Here is a 14,012-nt window from a genome sequence, read left to right on the forward strand (position 1 = left end):
GTTGAACGCCTTCGACGCCGACTGCACGACGATCGCCCGATCCGAGCCCGCCACGGACAGCAGCGGCACGAACGGCGCGGCGCCGGCCGCACGACGGGCGACCACTGCTCCTCGACGAGGGCTGGGCGGTCGTCGTCGGTGCGGCCGGCCCAGCGGCGCGCGTCCTCGATGGTGGCGGCGAGCAGGCCGCGGAGGCGGGCGTCGGTGTCGGGCACGAAGGCCTCGCTGATGCCCTGCACGGCGGTGGACACGACCGACGGCGCGGCGTCGCGCACGAACCGCTTGGGCCGCACGCGCGTGCCCTCGCAGAACCGGTAGGCCCACTCGGCGGTCTTGGGCGACGCGGCGAGGGCGTCGGCGCTCTCCGGGGCGAGGGTGCCCTCGGGGCGCCCGTCCAGCACGTCGAGCATGCGCTCGGCGCCGATGATCGCCACGGCCAGCGTCTGCTGCCGGTCCGCGGGCGCGACGGGCAGCGCCGTCTGGGCCGCCCGCAGCGCGATCTGGACGTCCCAGCGCGGGTCGGAGCTGGTCAGCCCGATCACGGACGGGATGAGCGGCGCGAGCTGCGGCCGGTTCGCGTCGGCGGTCAGGTCGTTGACGGCGCGGGCCAGCATCGCGAGCAGCGGGTGCGTGCACTGGGGATGGTCGCTCCAGCGTTCACCGGCCAGGAACGACGCGAGCTCCATGAAGCACGCACCCTTCTTCGGGTTCCGGTGCTTGCCACGCCCCAGCATCGGCAGCGCGTCGAAAGCGCCTGCTACAGATCCAGCCACGAGTCCACCCCCGTATCGGTCCGGTCCCCCCAGTGTGCGTCCGCTGTGACCCAGGTCGCAACGGATGCCGGGTGAGAACGCGCCCGCAGGTCTCTGAGGTGCCCCGCCGCCGAGGACCGGGCGGTCGCCCGATCCCCGGGCCCGGACCTCAGGACGAGCGTCGTCGGCACCAGATCGAGGGGCCGGCGGGGCCGGCCGGAGAGGGGAACGGCATGGACCAGATGATCGGGTTCGACCGGGCGATCGCGGGGGCACGCGAGCTGCGGCGGGAGCGCCGCGCCCGCCCGCGCCGCGGCACGACCGCCCCGCTGCGGGCGCTGGCCTGCTGGGTGGTCGCCGTCGTGCCGGGGCTGCGCGGCCGGGGCGTGCCAGGACGCGCGGTGCGCCCGCACGGCGCCGCGCTGACCGGGGCCGACGGCGGCGGCGCCCCTACCTCAGACCCGGCGCGGTCGGCGTCGGACGCCGTCTGAGGTACCCCCGGCGCGAAGACCGGGCAGTTGACCGATCCGGCCCCCGGGGCCTCAGGACGACCGTGGGCAGCACGAGATCAGGAGAGCCGGCGGTGGCCGGCACGGAAGGCCGGGAGGACCGGCCGGTGAGGGGATCGAGATGGACCAGATGATCGGTTTCGACCGGGCGATCCAGGCGGAGCTCGAGTACCGGCGGGAGGCGCTCGCCCGCTCCTACCAGCGCGGCACGCCCGCCCCGGTGCGGGCGGTGGGCCGCTGGGCGGCGGACGTCGTGCGGCGGCTGCGCGCCACGCGGGGCGCGGCGCAGCAGCTCGGCGCGACGCTCGACGCGGTCTCGGCACGGACCGACGCGTCGGAGTGGGACCGCGCGGTCACGCGGCGGGCCGAGCAGATCGGGCACGGGCTCGACGCGTTCCGACCGCAGGACGGCGCCGGGCGCCGGGCCGCCTGACCGGGCCGTGCGACGATGACCGGCACGACCCCGGGGACGACGGCGCACGCGGCCGCCGGCGCCGGAAAAGCAGCGGCGGGTGTGGGTGCCCGGTGGGACGATCACCTGGTGCGACGTTCCAGCGAGGTCCCCCTGATCGCCCGTCAGGACGAGGTCACCGCCTTCCGCGGTGCGCTGGAGCGCGCCGCGGAGGGCGAGCCGGGCGTGCTGCTGCTCGGCGGCGACGCCGGCGTGGGCAAGACGCGCCTGGTCACCCACCTCGCGGACCTCGCGCGCGACGCCGGGGCGCGCGTCGTCGTCGCGCACTGCGTGGACCTGGGCGACGTCGGCATCCCCTACCTGCCGTTCACCGAGGCGCTGGGCGAGCTGCGGACGGTCCCGGCCGTGGCCGAGGTGGTCGCCGGGAGGCCCGCGCTGACCCGCCTGCTCGACCCGGCCGGCGGCTCGGGCACCGACCACGCGGAGCGGCTGCAGCTGCTCGACGGCGTCGCGGGCAGCCTCGCGGCCGCCGGGCGCGCGGGGTCCCCGCTGGTCCTGGTCCTCGAGGACCTGCACTGGGCGGACGAGTCCACGCGGGACGTGCTGCGGTTCGTGGTCGCGCGGATGCGCTCGGAGCACCTGCTCGTGGTCGCGACGTACCGCAGCGACGACGTGCACCGCCGTCACCCGCTGCGCCCCGTCATCGCCGAGCTGCACCGCCAGCGCCCCGTGGAGCACGTGGAGCTGGCCCCCTTCACCCCCGACGAGCTGCGCGAGTTCACCACCGCGACCCGCGGGGAGCCCCTCGACGACGCCGAGTTCGACGCGGTGCGCACCCGTTCCGACGGCAACGCGTTCTTCGCGGAGGAGCTGCTCGACGCCGGGCAGCCGTCCGCCGTCCTGCCCTGGTCGCTCGCCGACGTGCTGCACACGCGGCTGCAGCGGCTCGACCCGGCCGTGCAGCAGCTGGTGCGGCTCGCGGCCGTCGCGGGCCGGCAGGTGGACGAGGCGCTGCTGCGCGCCGCCGCGCCCCGCCTGGCCGGCCTCGATGCCCCCGGCGCCGCGGACGCGGCCCTGCGCGAGGCCGTGGCGCAGCAGGTGCTGGGCGTGGAGGGCCAGCAGGTGGCCTTCCGGCACGCCCTCGTCGCCGAGGCGCTCGTGCTCGACCTGCTGCCCGGCGAGCGCACGACGATGCACCGCGCGTACCTCGAGGCGCTGCGCGCCGACCCGTCGCTCGGCTCGGCCGCCAAGCGCGCCCACCACGCGCTGCAGGGGCACGACCTCACCGCCGCGCTCGTCGCGTCGCGCGACGCGGCCCGCCGCGCCGCCGAGCTGCTCGCCCCCGCCGAGGAGCTGCGGCACCTGGAGCAGGTGCTGTCCCTGTGGGAGTCGGTGCCCGACGCCGAGGAGCTGCTCGGCGACGACCGCGTCGCCCTGGCGCTCGAGACCGCCACGGCCGCCAGCTCCGCCGGCCTGGCGATCCGCGCGGAGCAGCTGGCCCGGCGCGCCGTGGAGGGCCTCGCCGACGACCCCGACCGGCAGGCCCGCCTGCGGCACGTGCTGGTGCGCTACGTGCTGGACCTGGAGTCGCTGGACGACGCCCTCGCCCAGTCCACCGCCGCGCTCGACGTGCTGCTCCCGGGCGCCACGGCGGCCGGCGAGACAACGGGTGGCACGGCCGCCGTCCCCGAGGTCTCCGACGCGGGCGCGACGCCGGAGCTCGCGTGGACGCTCGCCGTGCACGCGCGTGTCCTGCTCACGGTGGACCGGGACGACGAGGCCGGGGTCTTCGCCCGCCAGGCCGTCGACGTCGCGCGCCGCGCCGACGCCCCCGACGCGGAGGCCGACGCCCTCACCACGCTCGCCGTGCTGGAGGTCGGCAGCCCGGACACCGCGGCCGACCTCATCGACCGCGCCCGCGAGCGCGCCGTCGTCGCCGGCGACCTGCGCACCGAGATGCGCAGCTGGTACATCCTCGCCACCACACACTTCTACGCGGGGCACCTCGAGGAGGCCGACCGCGTCCTGCAGGCCGCCATCGAGCGCGGCCGCAGCACCGGCGTCATCTGGGGCGTGTACGGGGTGCAGCTGCTCGACCTCGCGCTGCTGATCCCCTACTTCTGCGGCGACCTCACCGACCAGCCGATCCCGGACGGCGCGCCCGCGCCCGCCCTCGTCTACCTGGACACCAACCGCCTCTACGCGGCCACCGCACGCACGGGCGGCGACGCCGTCGCCGCGGCCGAGGCGCTGCGGCCGTCGTGGGAGCTGGACGGGCAGATCGCGCTCGTCGCGGGCGGCACGCTCGCCGACGCGCTGACGTGGGCGGGCCGGTACGACGAGGCCGTCGCGACGGCCGAGGAGGTCGCGGCGCACGTCGGCGCCACCTGGTCCGAGTTCTTCCTGGGCCGCATCTGGCTGTCCGCGCTGGCCCTGGCGGGCCTGGCCGAGGGCGCCGAGGCGGGCCCGCACGACGGCGACGCCGCCCGGGCGCTGCTGGAGCGCGGCGACGAGCTGCTCGCCGTCGCGCAGGAGACGGCGCGGCGCGGGCGCCCGCGCGGCGGCACGCTCGGCCCCGAGGGGCGGGGGTGGCTGCGGCGCGCGGCCGCGGAGCACTCCCGGCTGCGCGCCGCACTCACCGACGCCCCCGCCGACCCGGGGCTCTGGGAGGAGACGGTGAAGGAGTTCGGCTTCGGCTACCGGTACGAGGTGGCCCGGTCGCGCTTCCGTTGGGCGCAGGCGCTGCGCGCCTCCGGCGACGTCCCGGCCGCCGAGGTCGAGGCGGCGGAGGCGCTCGGCGAGGCGCTCGACATGGGCGCGGCGCCGCTGGCCGACGCGATCCACGCCTGGGGACGGCGCGCCCGCGTGCCGCTGCCGGGCGCGCGCCGCACCACGTCGGTCCTCACCGAGCGCGAGGAGGAGGTGCTGACGCTCGTCGCGCAGGGGCTGAGCAACCGGCAGATCGGCGAGCGCCTGTACATCTCGACGAAGACGGTCAGCGTGCACGTGTCCAACCTGCTCGCGAAGCTCGGGGTCTCGGGGCGGGCCGAGGCGGTCGCCGTCGCGCACCGGCGCGGTCTCCTCAGCGTCTGAGTGCCCAGGGTCCATACTGGGCGCGTGCCGGAAGCCCAGGCTGTCGGCTCCCCGCCCGGACCTCCGCCCGGGCCGGTGCCCCGTCCCACGTCGGATCGCGTGCCCGGGCCGCCGGCCGGTCCGACCGTCGGCGAGCCGCTCGCAGACGAGGTGTTCGACCGCATCGCGCGGCTCGTGCACCGTCAGCTCGGCGTGCCCGCCGCCGCCGTCGTCATGCTGACCGACGACGGGGACGTCAGGACGCTGCCCGGCGCCGTCGGCTTCCCCGAGGCCGCGCAGCGCAGCCGCCGCATCGAGCTGCCCCGCCCCCTGACGACGATCGTCGCGCAGACCCGCACGCCGCTGGTGGTGCGCGACGCCGACGACGACCCGCGGGTGGACGGCCGGCACACCATCGGCGAGCTCGTCCTCGCCGCGTACGCCGGGTACCCGATCGAGGACGCGCGCGGGCACGTCGTCGGGGCGCTGTGGGCGGTGTCGTCGGAGCCGCGCACCTGGACGGAGACGGACCTCGCGACGCTGGCCGACCTGTCCGCGGCCGCGTCCGGCGAGCTGCGGCTGCGCGCGGAGCGCGAGCGCGCCCGCCTGGCCGAGCAGGTCGCGTTCCGTGCGCACCGCCGCTCCCGGTTCCTGCTGGGGCTGTCGGAGCGGTTCGCGCGCGTCACGACGCTGGACGAGGTCGAGGACGCCATCGCGCACGTCATCGGCACCGGGACGGGCGCCCGCTGGGTGTCGCTCGCGCTGGTGGACGCGGACCGCCGGCACCTGTCGTTCTTCACCGTCGGGCACCACCACCCCGGCGAGCCCGCGCTGCGCAGCACCCGCCTGGACGCACCGCGGCCCGACACGCACGTGGTGCGCAGCCGCACCGCGCTGCGGTTCCGCGACCACGCGGAGATGGTGGCGGGCTACCCAGAGATGATGCCGGTGGGCTCCGTCTCGGAGGGCGCGCGATCGTTCCTGCCCGTGATGTCGAACGGGATGGTCGTGGGCGTCATCGCCTGCGTGTGGGACCAGGCGCGCGAGCACGACGCCGAGACCGCGGCCCTCGAGTCGACCATCAGCCGGTACGTCGCCCTCGCGCTGGAGCGGGTGGCGCTGCTGGAGGCGCGGCGGCGGGTCGCGACCACGCTGCAGGAGTCGATGCTCACCGCGCCGCCCGCGGTGGCCCACCTCGACATCGCGACCACCTACTCCCCCGCTGCCCGCACCGACCAGGTGGGCGGCGACTGGTACGACGCCGTCGTGCGTGACGACGGCACCGCGATCGTGATGATCGGCGACGTCGCGGGCCACGACGTGCACGCCGCTGCGCAGATGGGCCAGCTGCGCTCCATGCTGCGGGCGCTCGCGTGGAGCCACGACGAGTCGCCGGCCGGGCTGCTCACCCGCCTCGACAAGGCCAACGCGCGCCTCGGCCCCCGCGCGATGGCGACCGCCGTCGTCGCGCGGCTGGACCGCGACCCGGCGCCGGGTCCCGAGGACCGGCCAGAGGGCGCCGAGCCGCCCGAGCGCGCCTACACCCTCACGTGGTCGGTGGCGGGCCACCCGCCGCCGATGGTGCTGCGCCGCGACGGCCGCGTGGAGCGGCTGGACGAGACGCCCGACCTGCTGCTCGGCGTCGTCCCGTCCACGGCCCGCGTCGACCGCACCGCCCGCCTGCTGCCCGGCGACACCCTCGTCCTCTACACGGACGGTCTCGTCGAGCGCCGCGGCGTCCCCAGCGACCAGCGCCTGTCGGACCTGGAGGGCGTGCTGCGGGGCTCCTACGGCGAGGCGACGTCCGCCGTGCCCCGGGCGCTCGTGCGCGGGCTCGTCGGGGACGCGCAGCGCGACGACGTCGCCGTGCTCGCGGTGCGCGTGCGCGTCCCCGCGCCGTCCGGGCCCCCGTCGTCGGCCGGGCCCGCGAAGGCGGAGCGGCGCGTCGCGGACGACGACCTGAGCGACCTCGGGCCCGCGCGTCGCTGGGTGGACGACGTGCTCGAGTCGTGCGACGTGTCCGACGAGCTGCGCCGTACGGCGATGCTGCTGACCAGCGAGGTGCTGACCAACGCGCTGGAGCACGGCGAGGGGCCCATCACCGCGACCGTCGAGGTGGACGGGCGGCGCCTGCGCGTGGGGGTCCGCGACGGCAGCACGGCCGAGCCGGAGCTGCAGTCCCCGCAGCCGCAGGACCTGTCCGGCCGCGGCGTGCTGTTCCTGGACCGACTCGCGTCGCGGTGGGGCGTGGAGCGGCACGACGGCTCCGACGCCGTGGGCCGGCACTCCGGCGTCGTCGAGGGCAAGACCGTGTGGTTCGAGATCGACCGCGCGGCCCGCCCGCTCACCGGCACCATCTCGCGGGTGCGGCCCCCGACGCCCGCCACCGGCACGGTCCCCCTGGTCGAGCGCGTGCTCCGCGACGACCGGCGCTGAGCGCGGCCTCCTCGCGCCGTCGCACCGTTCGTCGCCCCGGGCGACGCCCGCACGGGTGTCGGCGGTCCGTCGTACGGTGTGAGGCGTGACACACACCGCCCAGCGCAGCGCGCCCGCGCCGTCGACCACGGCTCCGGGCGACGGCACCTCCGACGACGTCGGCGCCCTCCTCGAGCAGTACCGCCGCGAGCTCACCGGCTACTGCTACCGCATGCTCGGCGGCGCGTTCGAGGCCGACGACGCGGTGCAGGAGACGCTGCTGCGCGCCTGGCGGTCGTACGACCGGTTCGAGGGCCGCTCGTCGCTGCGCTCGTGGCTGTACCGCATCGCGACCAACGTGTGCTTCGACCACCTCGGGTCGTCGAAGCGGCGCGAGCGTCCCATGGGGCTCGGCGGCCCGCAGCCCGCGGAGGAGCAGTACTTCGGCGACGTGCTCGCCGAGGACCGGTGGCTCGAGCCCGTGCCCGACGACGCCGTCCTGCCGCGCGAGGGCGACCCGGCGGACGTCGCCGTCGGGCGCGAGTCGATCCGCCTCGCGTTCGTCGCCGCCCTGCAGCACCTGCCGCCGCGGCAGCGCGCGGTGCTCGTGCTGCGCGAGGTGCTGCGCTGGTCGGCCGCGGAGGTCGCCGAGCTCCTCGACACCACGGTCGCGTCCGTGAACAGCGCGCTGCAGCGGGCCCGCGCCACCCTCGGCAGCAAGGGACTGCGACGCCCCGGCGACGCCGCCGACGCGGAGGCCGCCGCGGGCGCGGAGGCCCGGTGGGACCAGATCGACCAGGACCTGCTGGAGAAGTACCTGGACGCCTTCGAGCGCTACGACATGGAGGCCCTCGTCGCCCTCCTGCACGACGACGCCGTCCTCAACATGCCGCCGTACACGATGTGGGTGCACGGCAGCGGCGAGGTGATCCGCTGGATGACGGGGCCGGGCGCCGGCTGCCGCGGCTCGCGGTGCCTGCCCGTGCAGGCGAACGGCTCCATGGCATATGCGCAGTACCGGCAGGACCCGGCGGGCGGTTGGTCGCCGTGGGGGCTCGCCGTCCTCGAGGACGACGGCAGCGGGCGGATCACCGGCATCACCACGTTCCTCGACACCGCCACCTGGTTCCCCCGCTTCGGCCTGCCGGACCGACTGCCCGCGCTGTGACCTGCGTCGCGGGCCGCGATCCGCCGCGCCCCGCGACCTCCCCTGGGCTACGTTTTCCCGCATGACCACGGACGCCCCGCAGCCCGAGGGCGACGACGAGGTCGACGACTCCGTCCGCCCGGTGCAGCACGACAGCCGCAACCCGCCGCGGTGGCTGCCGAAGGCGCTGGCGATGGTCGTCGTGGCGGTGTTCGTCGCCACCTTCCTGTCGTACGCGTTCGGCCAGCTCGGCGGGCTGGCCGTCAACGTCCTCATCTCGTTCTTCGTCGCGCTCGCCCTGGAGCCGATCGTCGTGTGGCTGGTACGCCACGGCTGGCGGCGCGGCGCGGCGGCGGGCGCCTCCCTGGGCGGGGCGATCGTCGTCGTCGCGGGCGTGCTGGCCCTGTTCGGCAACCTGTTCGTGCAGCAGCTGATCCAGCTCGTCTCCTCGCTGCCCGACCTCTACGCCAGCATCCAGAGCGGCATCGAGGCGCGCTGGGACGTCACCGTCCCCGACTCCGACGACCTCGTCGCGCAGGCCATCGACCAGTGGGGCCAGGACGTCGCCACGGGCGCCCTCAGCATCGGCGCGTCCATCGTGGGTGTCCTGTTCGCGATCACCACGATCCTGCTCATCACCTACTACCTGATGGCGGCAGGGCCGAAGTTCCGGGCCGCAGTCTGCTCGTGGCTGCGCCCCGACCGGCAGCAGGAGGTGCTGACCCTGTGGGAGATCACGCAGGTGAAGGTCTCCGACTTCATCAGCTCCCGCGTCGTGCTCGCCGCCCTGTCGAGCGTCTTCACGTTCGTGTTCCTGCTGATCGTGCACACGCCGTACGCGCTGCCCCTGGCCGTGTTCACGGGCGTGGTGTCGCAGTTCGTGCCCACCATCGGCACGTACATCGGCGGCGCGCTGCCGGTGGCGGTCGCGCTCGCCGCGCAGGGCCTGCCGCAGGCGGTCGCCGTCCTCGTCTTCATCATCGCGTACCAGCAGGTGGAGAACCTGATCTTCTCCCCGAAGGTCAGCGCCCGGGCGCTCGAGATGAACCCCGCCGTGTCGTTCGTCGGCGTCCTCGGCTTCGGCGCCGTGTTCGGCGCGCTCGGCGCCTTCCTCGCCCTGCCGATCCTCGCGACCGTGCAGGCCCTCGGGAACACCTACCTGCAACGGCACGAGCTGGTCGAGTCGAGCCTGCTGCACGACCCCGACAAGGATCCCGCCCGGAGCGCCGGCCCCTGGTCGTCGCGCCGCAAGCGCAACCTCGAGGCCGGCGAGCGCGCCGCGCGCGAGGCCGAGGCGCGCCGCCGCGACGGCGCGGAGGAGTGACGATGACCCTCGCCGGCGGGATCGCCCTCGTCGTGGCGTTCGGGGTGGCGGGCCAGGTGAGCGCCCGCGCGCTCCGCGTGCCGTCCATCCTCGTGCTGCTCGGGCTCGGGCTCCTGGTCGGGCCGATCCTGGGCTGGCTCGACCCCGACGCCGTCTTCGGCGACTCCCTCTTCCCCCTCGTCTCGATGGCCGTCGGCCTGCTGCTGTTCGAGGAGTCGCTCAAGCTGGACTTCACGCGCCTGCGCGGCGGCGCCCGGCGCCCCGTCCTCGGGCTGGTGACCACCGGCGCGCTCCTGACCTGCGTCGGCGCGACGGCGATCGCGTACCTCTTCCTCGACGTGACCTGGGGCCGGGCCGCCGTCATCGGCGCGATCCTCATCGTGTCCGGCCCCACCGTCGTCGGGCCGCTGCTCGCGATGATCCGCCCGCGCCAGCCCGTGGAGTCGGTGCTCGCCTTCGAGGGCATCTTCATCGACCCGATCGGCGCCACGGTCGCGCTCGCCGTCGCGAACGTCGTGCTGCACGCCGAGCCCGTCAGTCTGCTGGCCACGGCGTCGTGGGGCCTGTTCGTCGGGGTGGTCGCCGCGGCCCTGTTCGTGGTCCTCATCCGGTTCGGGCGGGTGCCGAAGGAGACCGAGGTGGTGCTCGCGTTCGCCTTCGCCCTGGGCGCGTACGCGATCGCCGAGGGCGTGCACGACGAGGCGGGGCTGTTCGCCACCACCGCTCTCGGCGCCGCGCTCGCCAACCAGCGGGTGGCGCGCATCGAGCCCCTGCACGAGTTCGGCACCCACATCGGCCTGCTGCTCATCGGATCCCTGTTCATCGTGCTGTCCGCGCGCATCGACCTCGACGCGCTGCTGCGGTACTCGCTGCCGACGGCGGGGATCGTCGCGCTGCTCGTGCTGGTGCTGCGCCCGCTGGTCTCGATCGTCTCCACGTGGGGCACCGACCTGCGCTGGTCGGACCGCGCGATGATCGGCTGGATGGCGCCGCGCGGCATCGTCGCCGCGTCCACGGCGTCCGTCTTCTCCCTCAGCTTCGAGGACGCGGGCGACCCGTTCCCGCAGCTCGTGCCCGTGATCTTCGGCGTCGTGCTGCTCACCGCGATCGTCTACGGGTTCACCGGCACGCCCGTCGCCAAGCTCCTGGGCGTGCGTGCGACGGAGCCCGAGCACCTGGACACCGACGGCGTGCCCGTGGTGGACCCGAAGGTCTGACGGGGGGCGGCTGCCTACGATGACGGCATGACCCGTCCGGTGCTCGTGGGCGTCCCGCACGACCGGCACCCCGGTGTGCTCCGCCGCGCGGCAGACCTGGCGGAGGCGCTCGGGGCGGAGCTGGTGTGCGTGGCGGTCGACGAGAGCGCCGTGCGCGAGCCGTCCGGCGACGTCGTCCCCGTGGACCCCGACGCCGGCGCGGAGCTCGCCGACCCGACCGACCTGCGCGACGCCGTCGCCGCCGCCCTGGACGGCAGCGCCGTGCGGTGGAGCCTCGAGGTCACCGGCGGGGACCCGGCCGCCGAGCTCGCCCGCCTCGCCGCGGAGCACGACGCCGTCCTCGTCGTCGTCGGGGCGCGCCGCCCCGGGGTGCGCGGCTGGGCCACGCACCTCGTGGGCGGCACCGTCGCCGGCCACCTCATCCACGACCAGACCCGGCCGGTCGTGGTCCTGCCCGACACGCACGCGGGCGACGCCTCGTGACGGCGGGCCGCCCGCCCGCCCGCGTGCGGCCCGCCCACCGGCGGCCGGCCCTGGTCGCACTGGTCGCCGTCGGGGGCGCCGTCGGCACCGCCGCCCGCTACGGCCTCGCGCAGGCGTGGCCCGTGGTCGACGGCTGGCCCGTCGCGACGCTCACCGCCAACGTGCTCGGCGCCTTCGTGCTGGGCTGGCTGCTGGAGGCGCTCGCCGCCCGCGGGCCCGAGACCCCCGTCGTGCAGCGGGTGCGGCTGGCCGTCGGCACGGGCGTCCTGGGCGGGTTCACGACGTTCTCGTCCCTGGCGCTGGAGACGGAGCGGCTGCTCACCGGCGGTGCCGTGGTGCAGGGCCTGGCGTACGCGGGCGGCACGCTCCTGCTCGGGTACCTCGCCTGCCTCGCCGGGGTGCTGCTGGGCTCGCGCCGGAGGGCACGATGACCCGGGGCGCCATGACGGGGGCGGGACGATGAGCGCGGCGGTCGCGCTGCTGGTCGTGGCCCTCGCCGGCGGGCTCGGTGCCGCAGCCCGGTTCGTCGTCGACGGCGCCGTGCGCGCCCGGACGCCCGGCGCCGCGTTCCCGTGGGCGACGGTGGTGGTGAACGTCTCCGGCTCGCTGGTCATCGGCCTCGTCACGGGCGTGCTGCTGGGTGCGGGCGACCCGGACCGCCTGGAGCCGTGGCGGCTCGCCGTCGCGACCGGTTTCTGCGGCGGCTACACCACGTTCTCGACGGCGATGGTCGAGACCGTGCGCCTCGCCCGGTCCGGACGCGCGCGCCTCGCCGTCGCCAACGCCCTCGGCACGATGGCGCTCACCCTCGCCGCCGTCGCGCTGGGCATCGCGCTCGGCGTCCTGGCCGGGCGCAGCCTCTGAGCCGTTCCAGCCGCCGACTCCCACCGTCGCGTCGACTCGGAACGACGATCGAGGTGTGTCACCTGAAATACTCTCGGTGATACACTTGAGCGATGCCCACGATCCACGAACGCATCCAGGTGACCCGGGACAAGCGGGTGGAGCAGATCCTTGCCCTCGGACTGCGCCGGTTTCCCGGCGAGCGACCCGGCCGTGTCCTGGTGGACCTCGCCGGCGAGCGCGCCGACCAGCTCGCGCGGAGCGGCGACTACCCGCTCGACACCGTTCCCGTGTTCCGTTCCGCCACGCGCGGCGTCGTGACCCGCGAGATGGTCGCCGAGGCGCTGGACGACGATGAGTGAGCGGGTCGCGATCGCCGACGCCAACGTGTTGGTCGCAGTCGTCCTGGAGGACCACGTCGACCATGCGGCGGCCCGTACCTGGTTGTCCCAGGTGGCACGTTTCGCCACGACCCCGATGACCGAGGTCGCGCTGGTGCGACTCCTGCTCAATCCGGCGATCACCGTCGACACCGACGGCCGGCCGCTCTCGATCGGCGTCGCCGTCGATGCGCTCCGGGCCATCAAGGCCCTGCCGAACGCCGAGTTCGTCGCTGATGCGACGTCGATCGCCGACGCCCGGGCCGTGACACAGCACATCACCGGACATCGGCAGGTGACCGATACGCACCTGCTCAATCTCGCCATCGCCCACGGCGGGGTGCTGGCGACCTTCGACGCCAAGATCCACGGCTCGCTCAAGCCCCGCGACCGCAAGCACGTCCACCTGATCGGTCCCGACGAGCAGTGACAGGCATGCGCTCCCGTTAGGTTGGGCGCATGGCGTCCTCCGTCTCGAAGTTGCTCCTCCTCGACACTGCCAGCCTGTACTTCCGCGCCTTCTACGGCCTGCCCGACTCGCTGCGCTCCCCGGACGGCAAGCCCGTCAACGCGGTGCGCGGCCTGCTGGACATGATCGCGTTCCTCGTCACGGAGCACGGGCCCGGCCGGCTCGTGGCGTGCTGGGACGAGGACTGGCGGCCGGCGTTCCGGGTCGAGGCGATCGGCTCGTACAAGGAGCACCGCGTCGCCACCGTCACCCCGGCGGGCGAGCCGGACGTCGAGGAGGTCCCCGACCTGCTCACCCCGCAGGTGCCCGTCATCGTCGACGTCCTCGCCGCCCTCGGCATCGCCCGCGTGGGCGCGGCGGGCTACGAGGCGGACGACGTCATCGGCACCCTCGTGACCCGTGAGGTGGCGCGCAGCGCGGCCACCGCCCTGCCCGTGGCGGGCGCCGTCGGCATCGTGATGCCGGCGAGCGTCGACATCGTGACCGGCGACCGCGACCTGTTCCAGCTCGTCGACGACGCCGCCGGCGTCCGCGTGCTGTACCCGGCGCGCGGCGTGCGCGACCCCGACGTCGTCGACCAGGCGAAGCTCGCGGAGAAGTACGGCGTGCAGAGCGGCCAGGCGTACGCCGACATGGCGACGCTGCGCGGCGACCCGTCGGACGGCCTGCCCGGCGTGCCCGGCATCGGCGAGAAGACGGCCGCCAAGCTGCTCGCCGCCTTCGGCGACCTGGCCGGGCTGCGCGCGGCCGCCGAGCACGGCGCGAAGGGCCTCACGCCCACCCAGCGGCAGAAGCTCCTCGACGCTGCGCCCTACCTCGACGTCGCGCCCACCGTGGTCCAGGTGGCGCATGACGCGCCCGTCGACGAGGTCGACGACGCCCTGCCGCGCGCGCCGAAGGACCCCGAGGCGCTGGACGCCCTCGCCGAGCGCTGGGGCATCCGCTCCAGCGTGGACCGCGTGCTCGCCGCGCTCGCCGCCCGTCCCTGA

The 14,012-nt window shown here is 75.6% G+C and carries 14 protein-coding genes; 13 read left to right on the forward strand and 1 reads right to left on the reverse strand.

Features of this window, described 5'->3' with window-relative positions; genetic code table 11:
- On the reverse strand, positions 1 to 773 hold a 773-nt coding region (locus ACWF41_RS02155), incomplete at its 3' end, for a hypothetical protein (RefSeq protein ID WP_452181920.1).
- Between the two features lie 212 nt (positions 774 to 985).
- Here ACWF41_RS02155 and ACWF41_RS02160 point away from each other — a divergent pair.
- The 13 genes from ACWF41_RS02160 to ACWF41_RS02220 all read left to right on the forward strand — a co-directional run bounded on the left by ACWF41_RS02160 (position 986) and on the right by ACWF41_RS02220 (position 14,012).
- Positions 986 to 1,243, forward strand: coding sequence for a hypothetical protein (locus ACWF41_RS02160; protein WP_380323561.1), 258 nt, complete (start codon positions 986 to 988; stop codon positions 1,241 to 1,243).
- A 148-nt stretch (positions 1,244 to 1,391) separates the two neighbouring features.
- Positions 1,392 to 1,694 carry a hypothetical protein gene (locus ACWF41_RS02165; RefSeq protein ID WP_380323564.1) on the forward strand — a complete coding sequence of 101 codons (303 nt, stop codon included), beginning with the start codon at positions 1,392 to 1,394 and terminating at the stop codon, positions 1,692 to 1,694.
- A gap of 108 nt (positions 1,695 to 1,802) precedes the next feature.
- On the forward strand, positions 1,803 to 4,766 hold the full coding sequence (locus ACWF41_RS02170; RefSeq protein WP_380323567.1) for a helix-turn-helix transcriptional regulator: 2,964 nt from the start codon (positions 1,803 to 1,805) through the stop codon (positions 4,764 to 4,766).
- Positions 4,767 to 4,865: 99 nt separating this feature from the next.
- Entirely contained in the window at positions 4,866 to 7,181 is a 2,316-nt protein-coding gene (locus tag ACWF41_RS02175) for a SpoIIE family protein phosphatase (protein WP_380323570.1), read from the forward strand.
- An 85-nt stretch (positions 7,182 to 7,266) separates the two neighbouring features.
- Complete coding sequence (locus ACWF41_RS02180; protein ID WP_380323573.1) at positions 7,267 to 8,328, forward strand: sigma-70 family RNA polymerase sigma factor; 1,062 nt, start codon at positions 7,267 to 7,269, stop codon at positions 8,326 to 8,328.
- A 61-nt stretch (positions 8,329 to 8,389) separates the two neighbouring features.
- Positions 8,390 to 9,631, forward strand: coding sequence for an AI-2E family transporter (locus tag ACWF41_RS02185; RefSeq protein WP_380323576.1), 1,242 nt, complete (start codon positions 8,390 to 8,392; stop codon positions 9,629 to 9,631).
- A 2-nt stretch (positions 9,632 to 9,633) separates the two neighbouring features.
- The gene (locus ACWF41_RS02190; RefSeq protein WP_380323579.1) at positions 9,634 to 10,848 is read left to right on the forward strand and encodes a cation:proton antiporter; all 1,215 of its coding nucleotides are present in this window, start codon (positions 9,634 to 9,636) and stop codon (positions 10,846 to 10,848) included.
- Between the two features lie 27 nt (positions 10,849 to 10,875).
- On the forward strand, positions 10,876 to 11,331 hold the full coding sequence (locus ACWF41_RS02195) for a universal stress protein (protein WP_380323582.1): 456 nt from the start codon (positions 10,876 to 10,878) through the stop codon (positions 11,329 to 11,331).
- Positions 11,328 to 11,762, forward strand: a complete 435-nt coding sequence (locus ACWF41_RS02200; RefSeq protein WP_380323585.1) for a fluoride efflux transporter FluC — start codon at positions 11,328 to 11,330, stop codon at positions 11,760 to 11,762. The genes ACWF41_RS02195 and ACWF41_RS02200 overlap by 4 nt, the downstream gene beginning before the upstream one ends.
- 28 nt (positions 11,763 to 11,790) lie before the next feature.
- Positions 11,791 to 12,195, forward strand: a complete 405-nt coding sequence (gene crcB, locus ACWF41_RS02205; RefSeq protein WP_380323588.1) for a fluoride efflux transporter CrcB — start codon at positions 11,791 to 11,793, stop codon at positions 12,193 to 12,195.
- 92 nt (positions 12,196 to 12,287) lie between these two features.
- Positions 12,288 to 12,536, forward strand: a complete 249-nt coding sequence (locus tag ACWF41_RS02210) for a hypothetical protein (protein WP_380323590.1) — start codon at positions 12,288 to 12,290, stop codon at positions 12,534 to 12,536.
- Entirely contained in the window at positions 12,529 to 12,984 is a 456-nt protein-coding gene (locus tag ACWF41_RS02215; RefSeq protein WP_380323592.1) for a TA system VapC family ribonuclease toxin, read from the forward strand. The genes ACWF41_RS02210 and ACWF41_RS02215 overlap by 8 nt, the downstream gene beginning before the upstream one ends.
- Before the next feature lie 29 nt (positions 12,985 to 13,013).
- Positions 13,014 to 14,012: a 5'-3' exonuclease gene (locus tag ACWF41_RS02220; RefSeq protein WP_380323595.1), complete on the forward strand. Its 999-nt coding sequence runs from the start codon at positions 13,014 to 13,016 to the stop codon at positions 14,010 to 14,012.

Source organism: Isoptericola sp. NPDC055063 (genome assembly GCF_053608125.1).

What these genes read in the sequence shown, in the direction of transcription:
- ACWF41_RS02160 (WP_380323561.1), top strand. Translation starts at nt 986, where the DNA reads ATGGACCAGATGATCGGGTTCGACCGGGCGATCGCGGGGGCACGCGAG.
- ACWF41_RS02165 (WP_380323564.1), top strand. Translation starts at nt 1,392, where the DNA reads ATGATCGGTTTCGACCGGGCGATCCAGGCGGAGCTCGAGTACCGGCGG.
- ACWF41_RS02185 (WP_380323576.1), top strand. Translation starts at nt 8,390, where the DNA reads ATGACCACGGACGCCCCGCAGCCCGAGGGCGACGACGAGGTCGACGAC.
- ACWF41_RS02190 (WP_380323579.1), top strand. Translation starts at nt 9,634, where the DNA reads ATGACCCTCGCCGGCGGGATCGCCCTCGTCGTGGCGTTCGGGGTGGCG.
- ACWF41_RS02195 (WP_380323582.1), top strand. Translation starts at nt 10,876, where the DNA reads ATGACCCGTCCGGTGCTCGTGGGCGTCCCGCACGACCGGCACCCCGGT.
- crcB (WP_380323588.1), top strand. Translation starts at nt 11,791, where the DNA reads ATGAGCGCGGCGGTCGCGCTGCTGGTCGTGGCCCTCGCCGGCGGGCTC.
- ACWF41_RS02210 (WP_380323590.1), top strand. Translation starts at nt 12,288, where the DNA reads ATGCCCACGATCCACGAACGCATCCAGGTGACCCGGGACAAGCGGGTG.
- ACWF41_RS02215 (WP_380323592.1), top strand. Translation starts at nt 12,529, where the DNA reads ATGAGTGAGCGGGTCGCGATCGCCGACGCCAACGTGTTGGTCGCAGTC.
- ACWF41_RS02220 (WP_380323595.1), top strand. Translation starts at nt 13,014, where the DNA reads ATGGCGTCCTCCGTCTCGAAGTTGCTCCTCCTCGACACTGCCAGCCTG.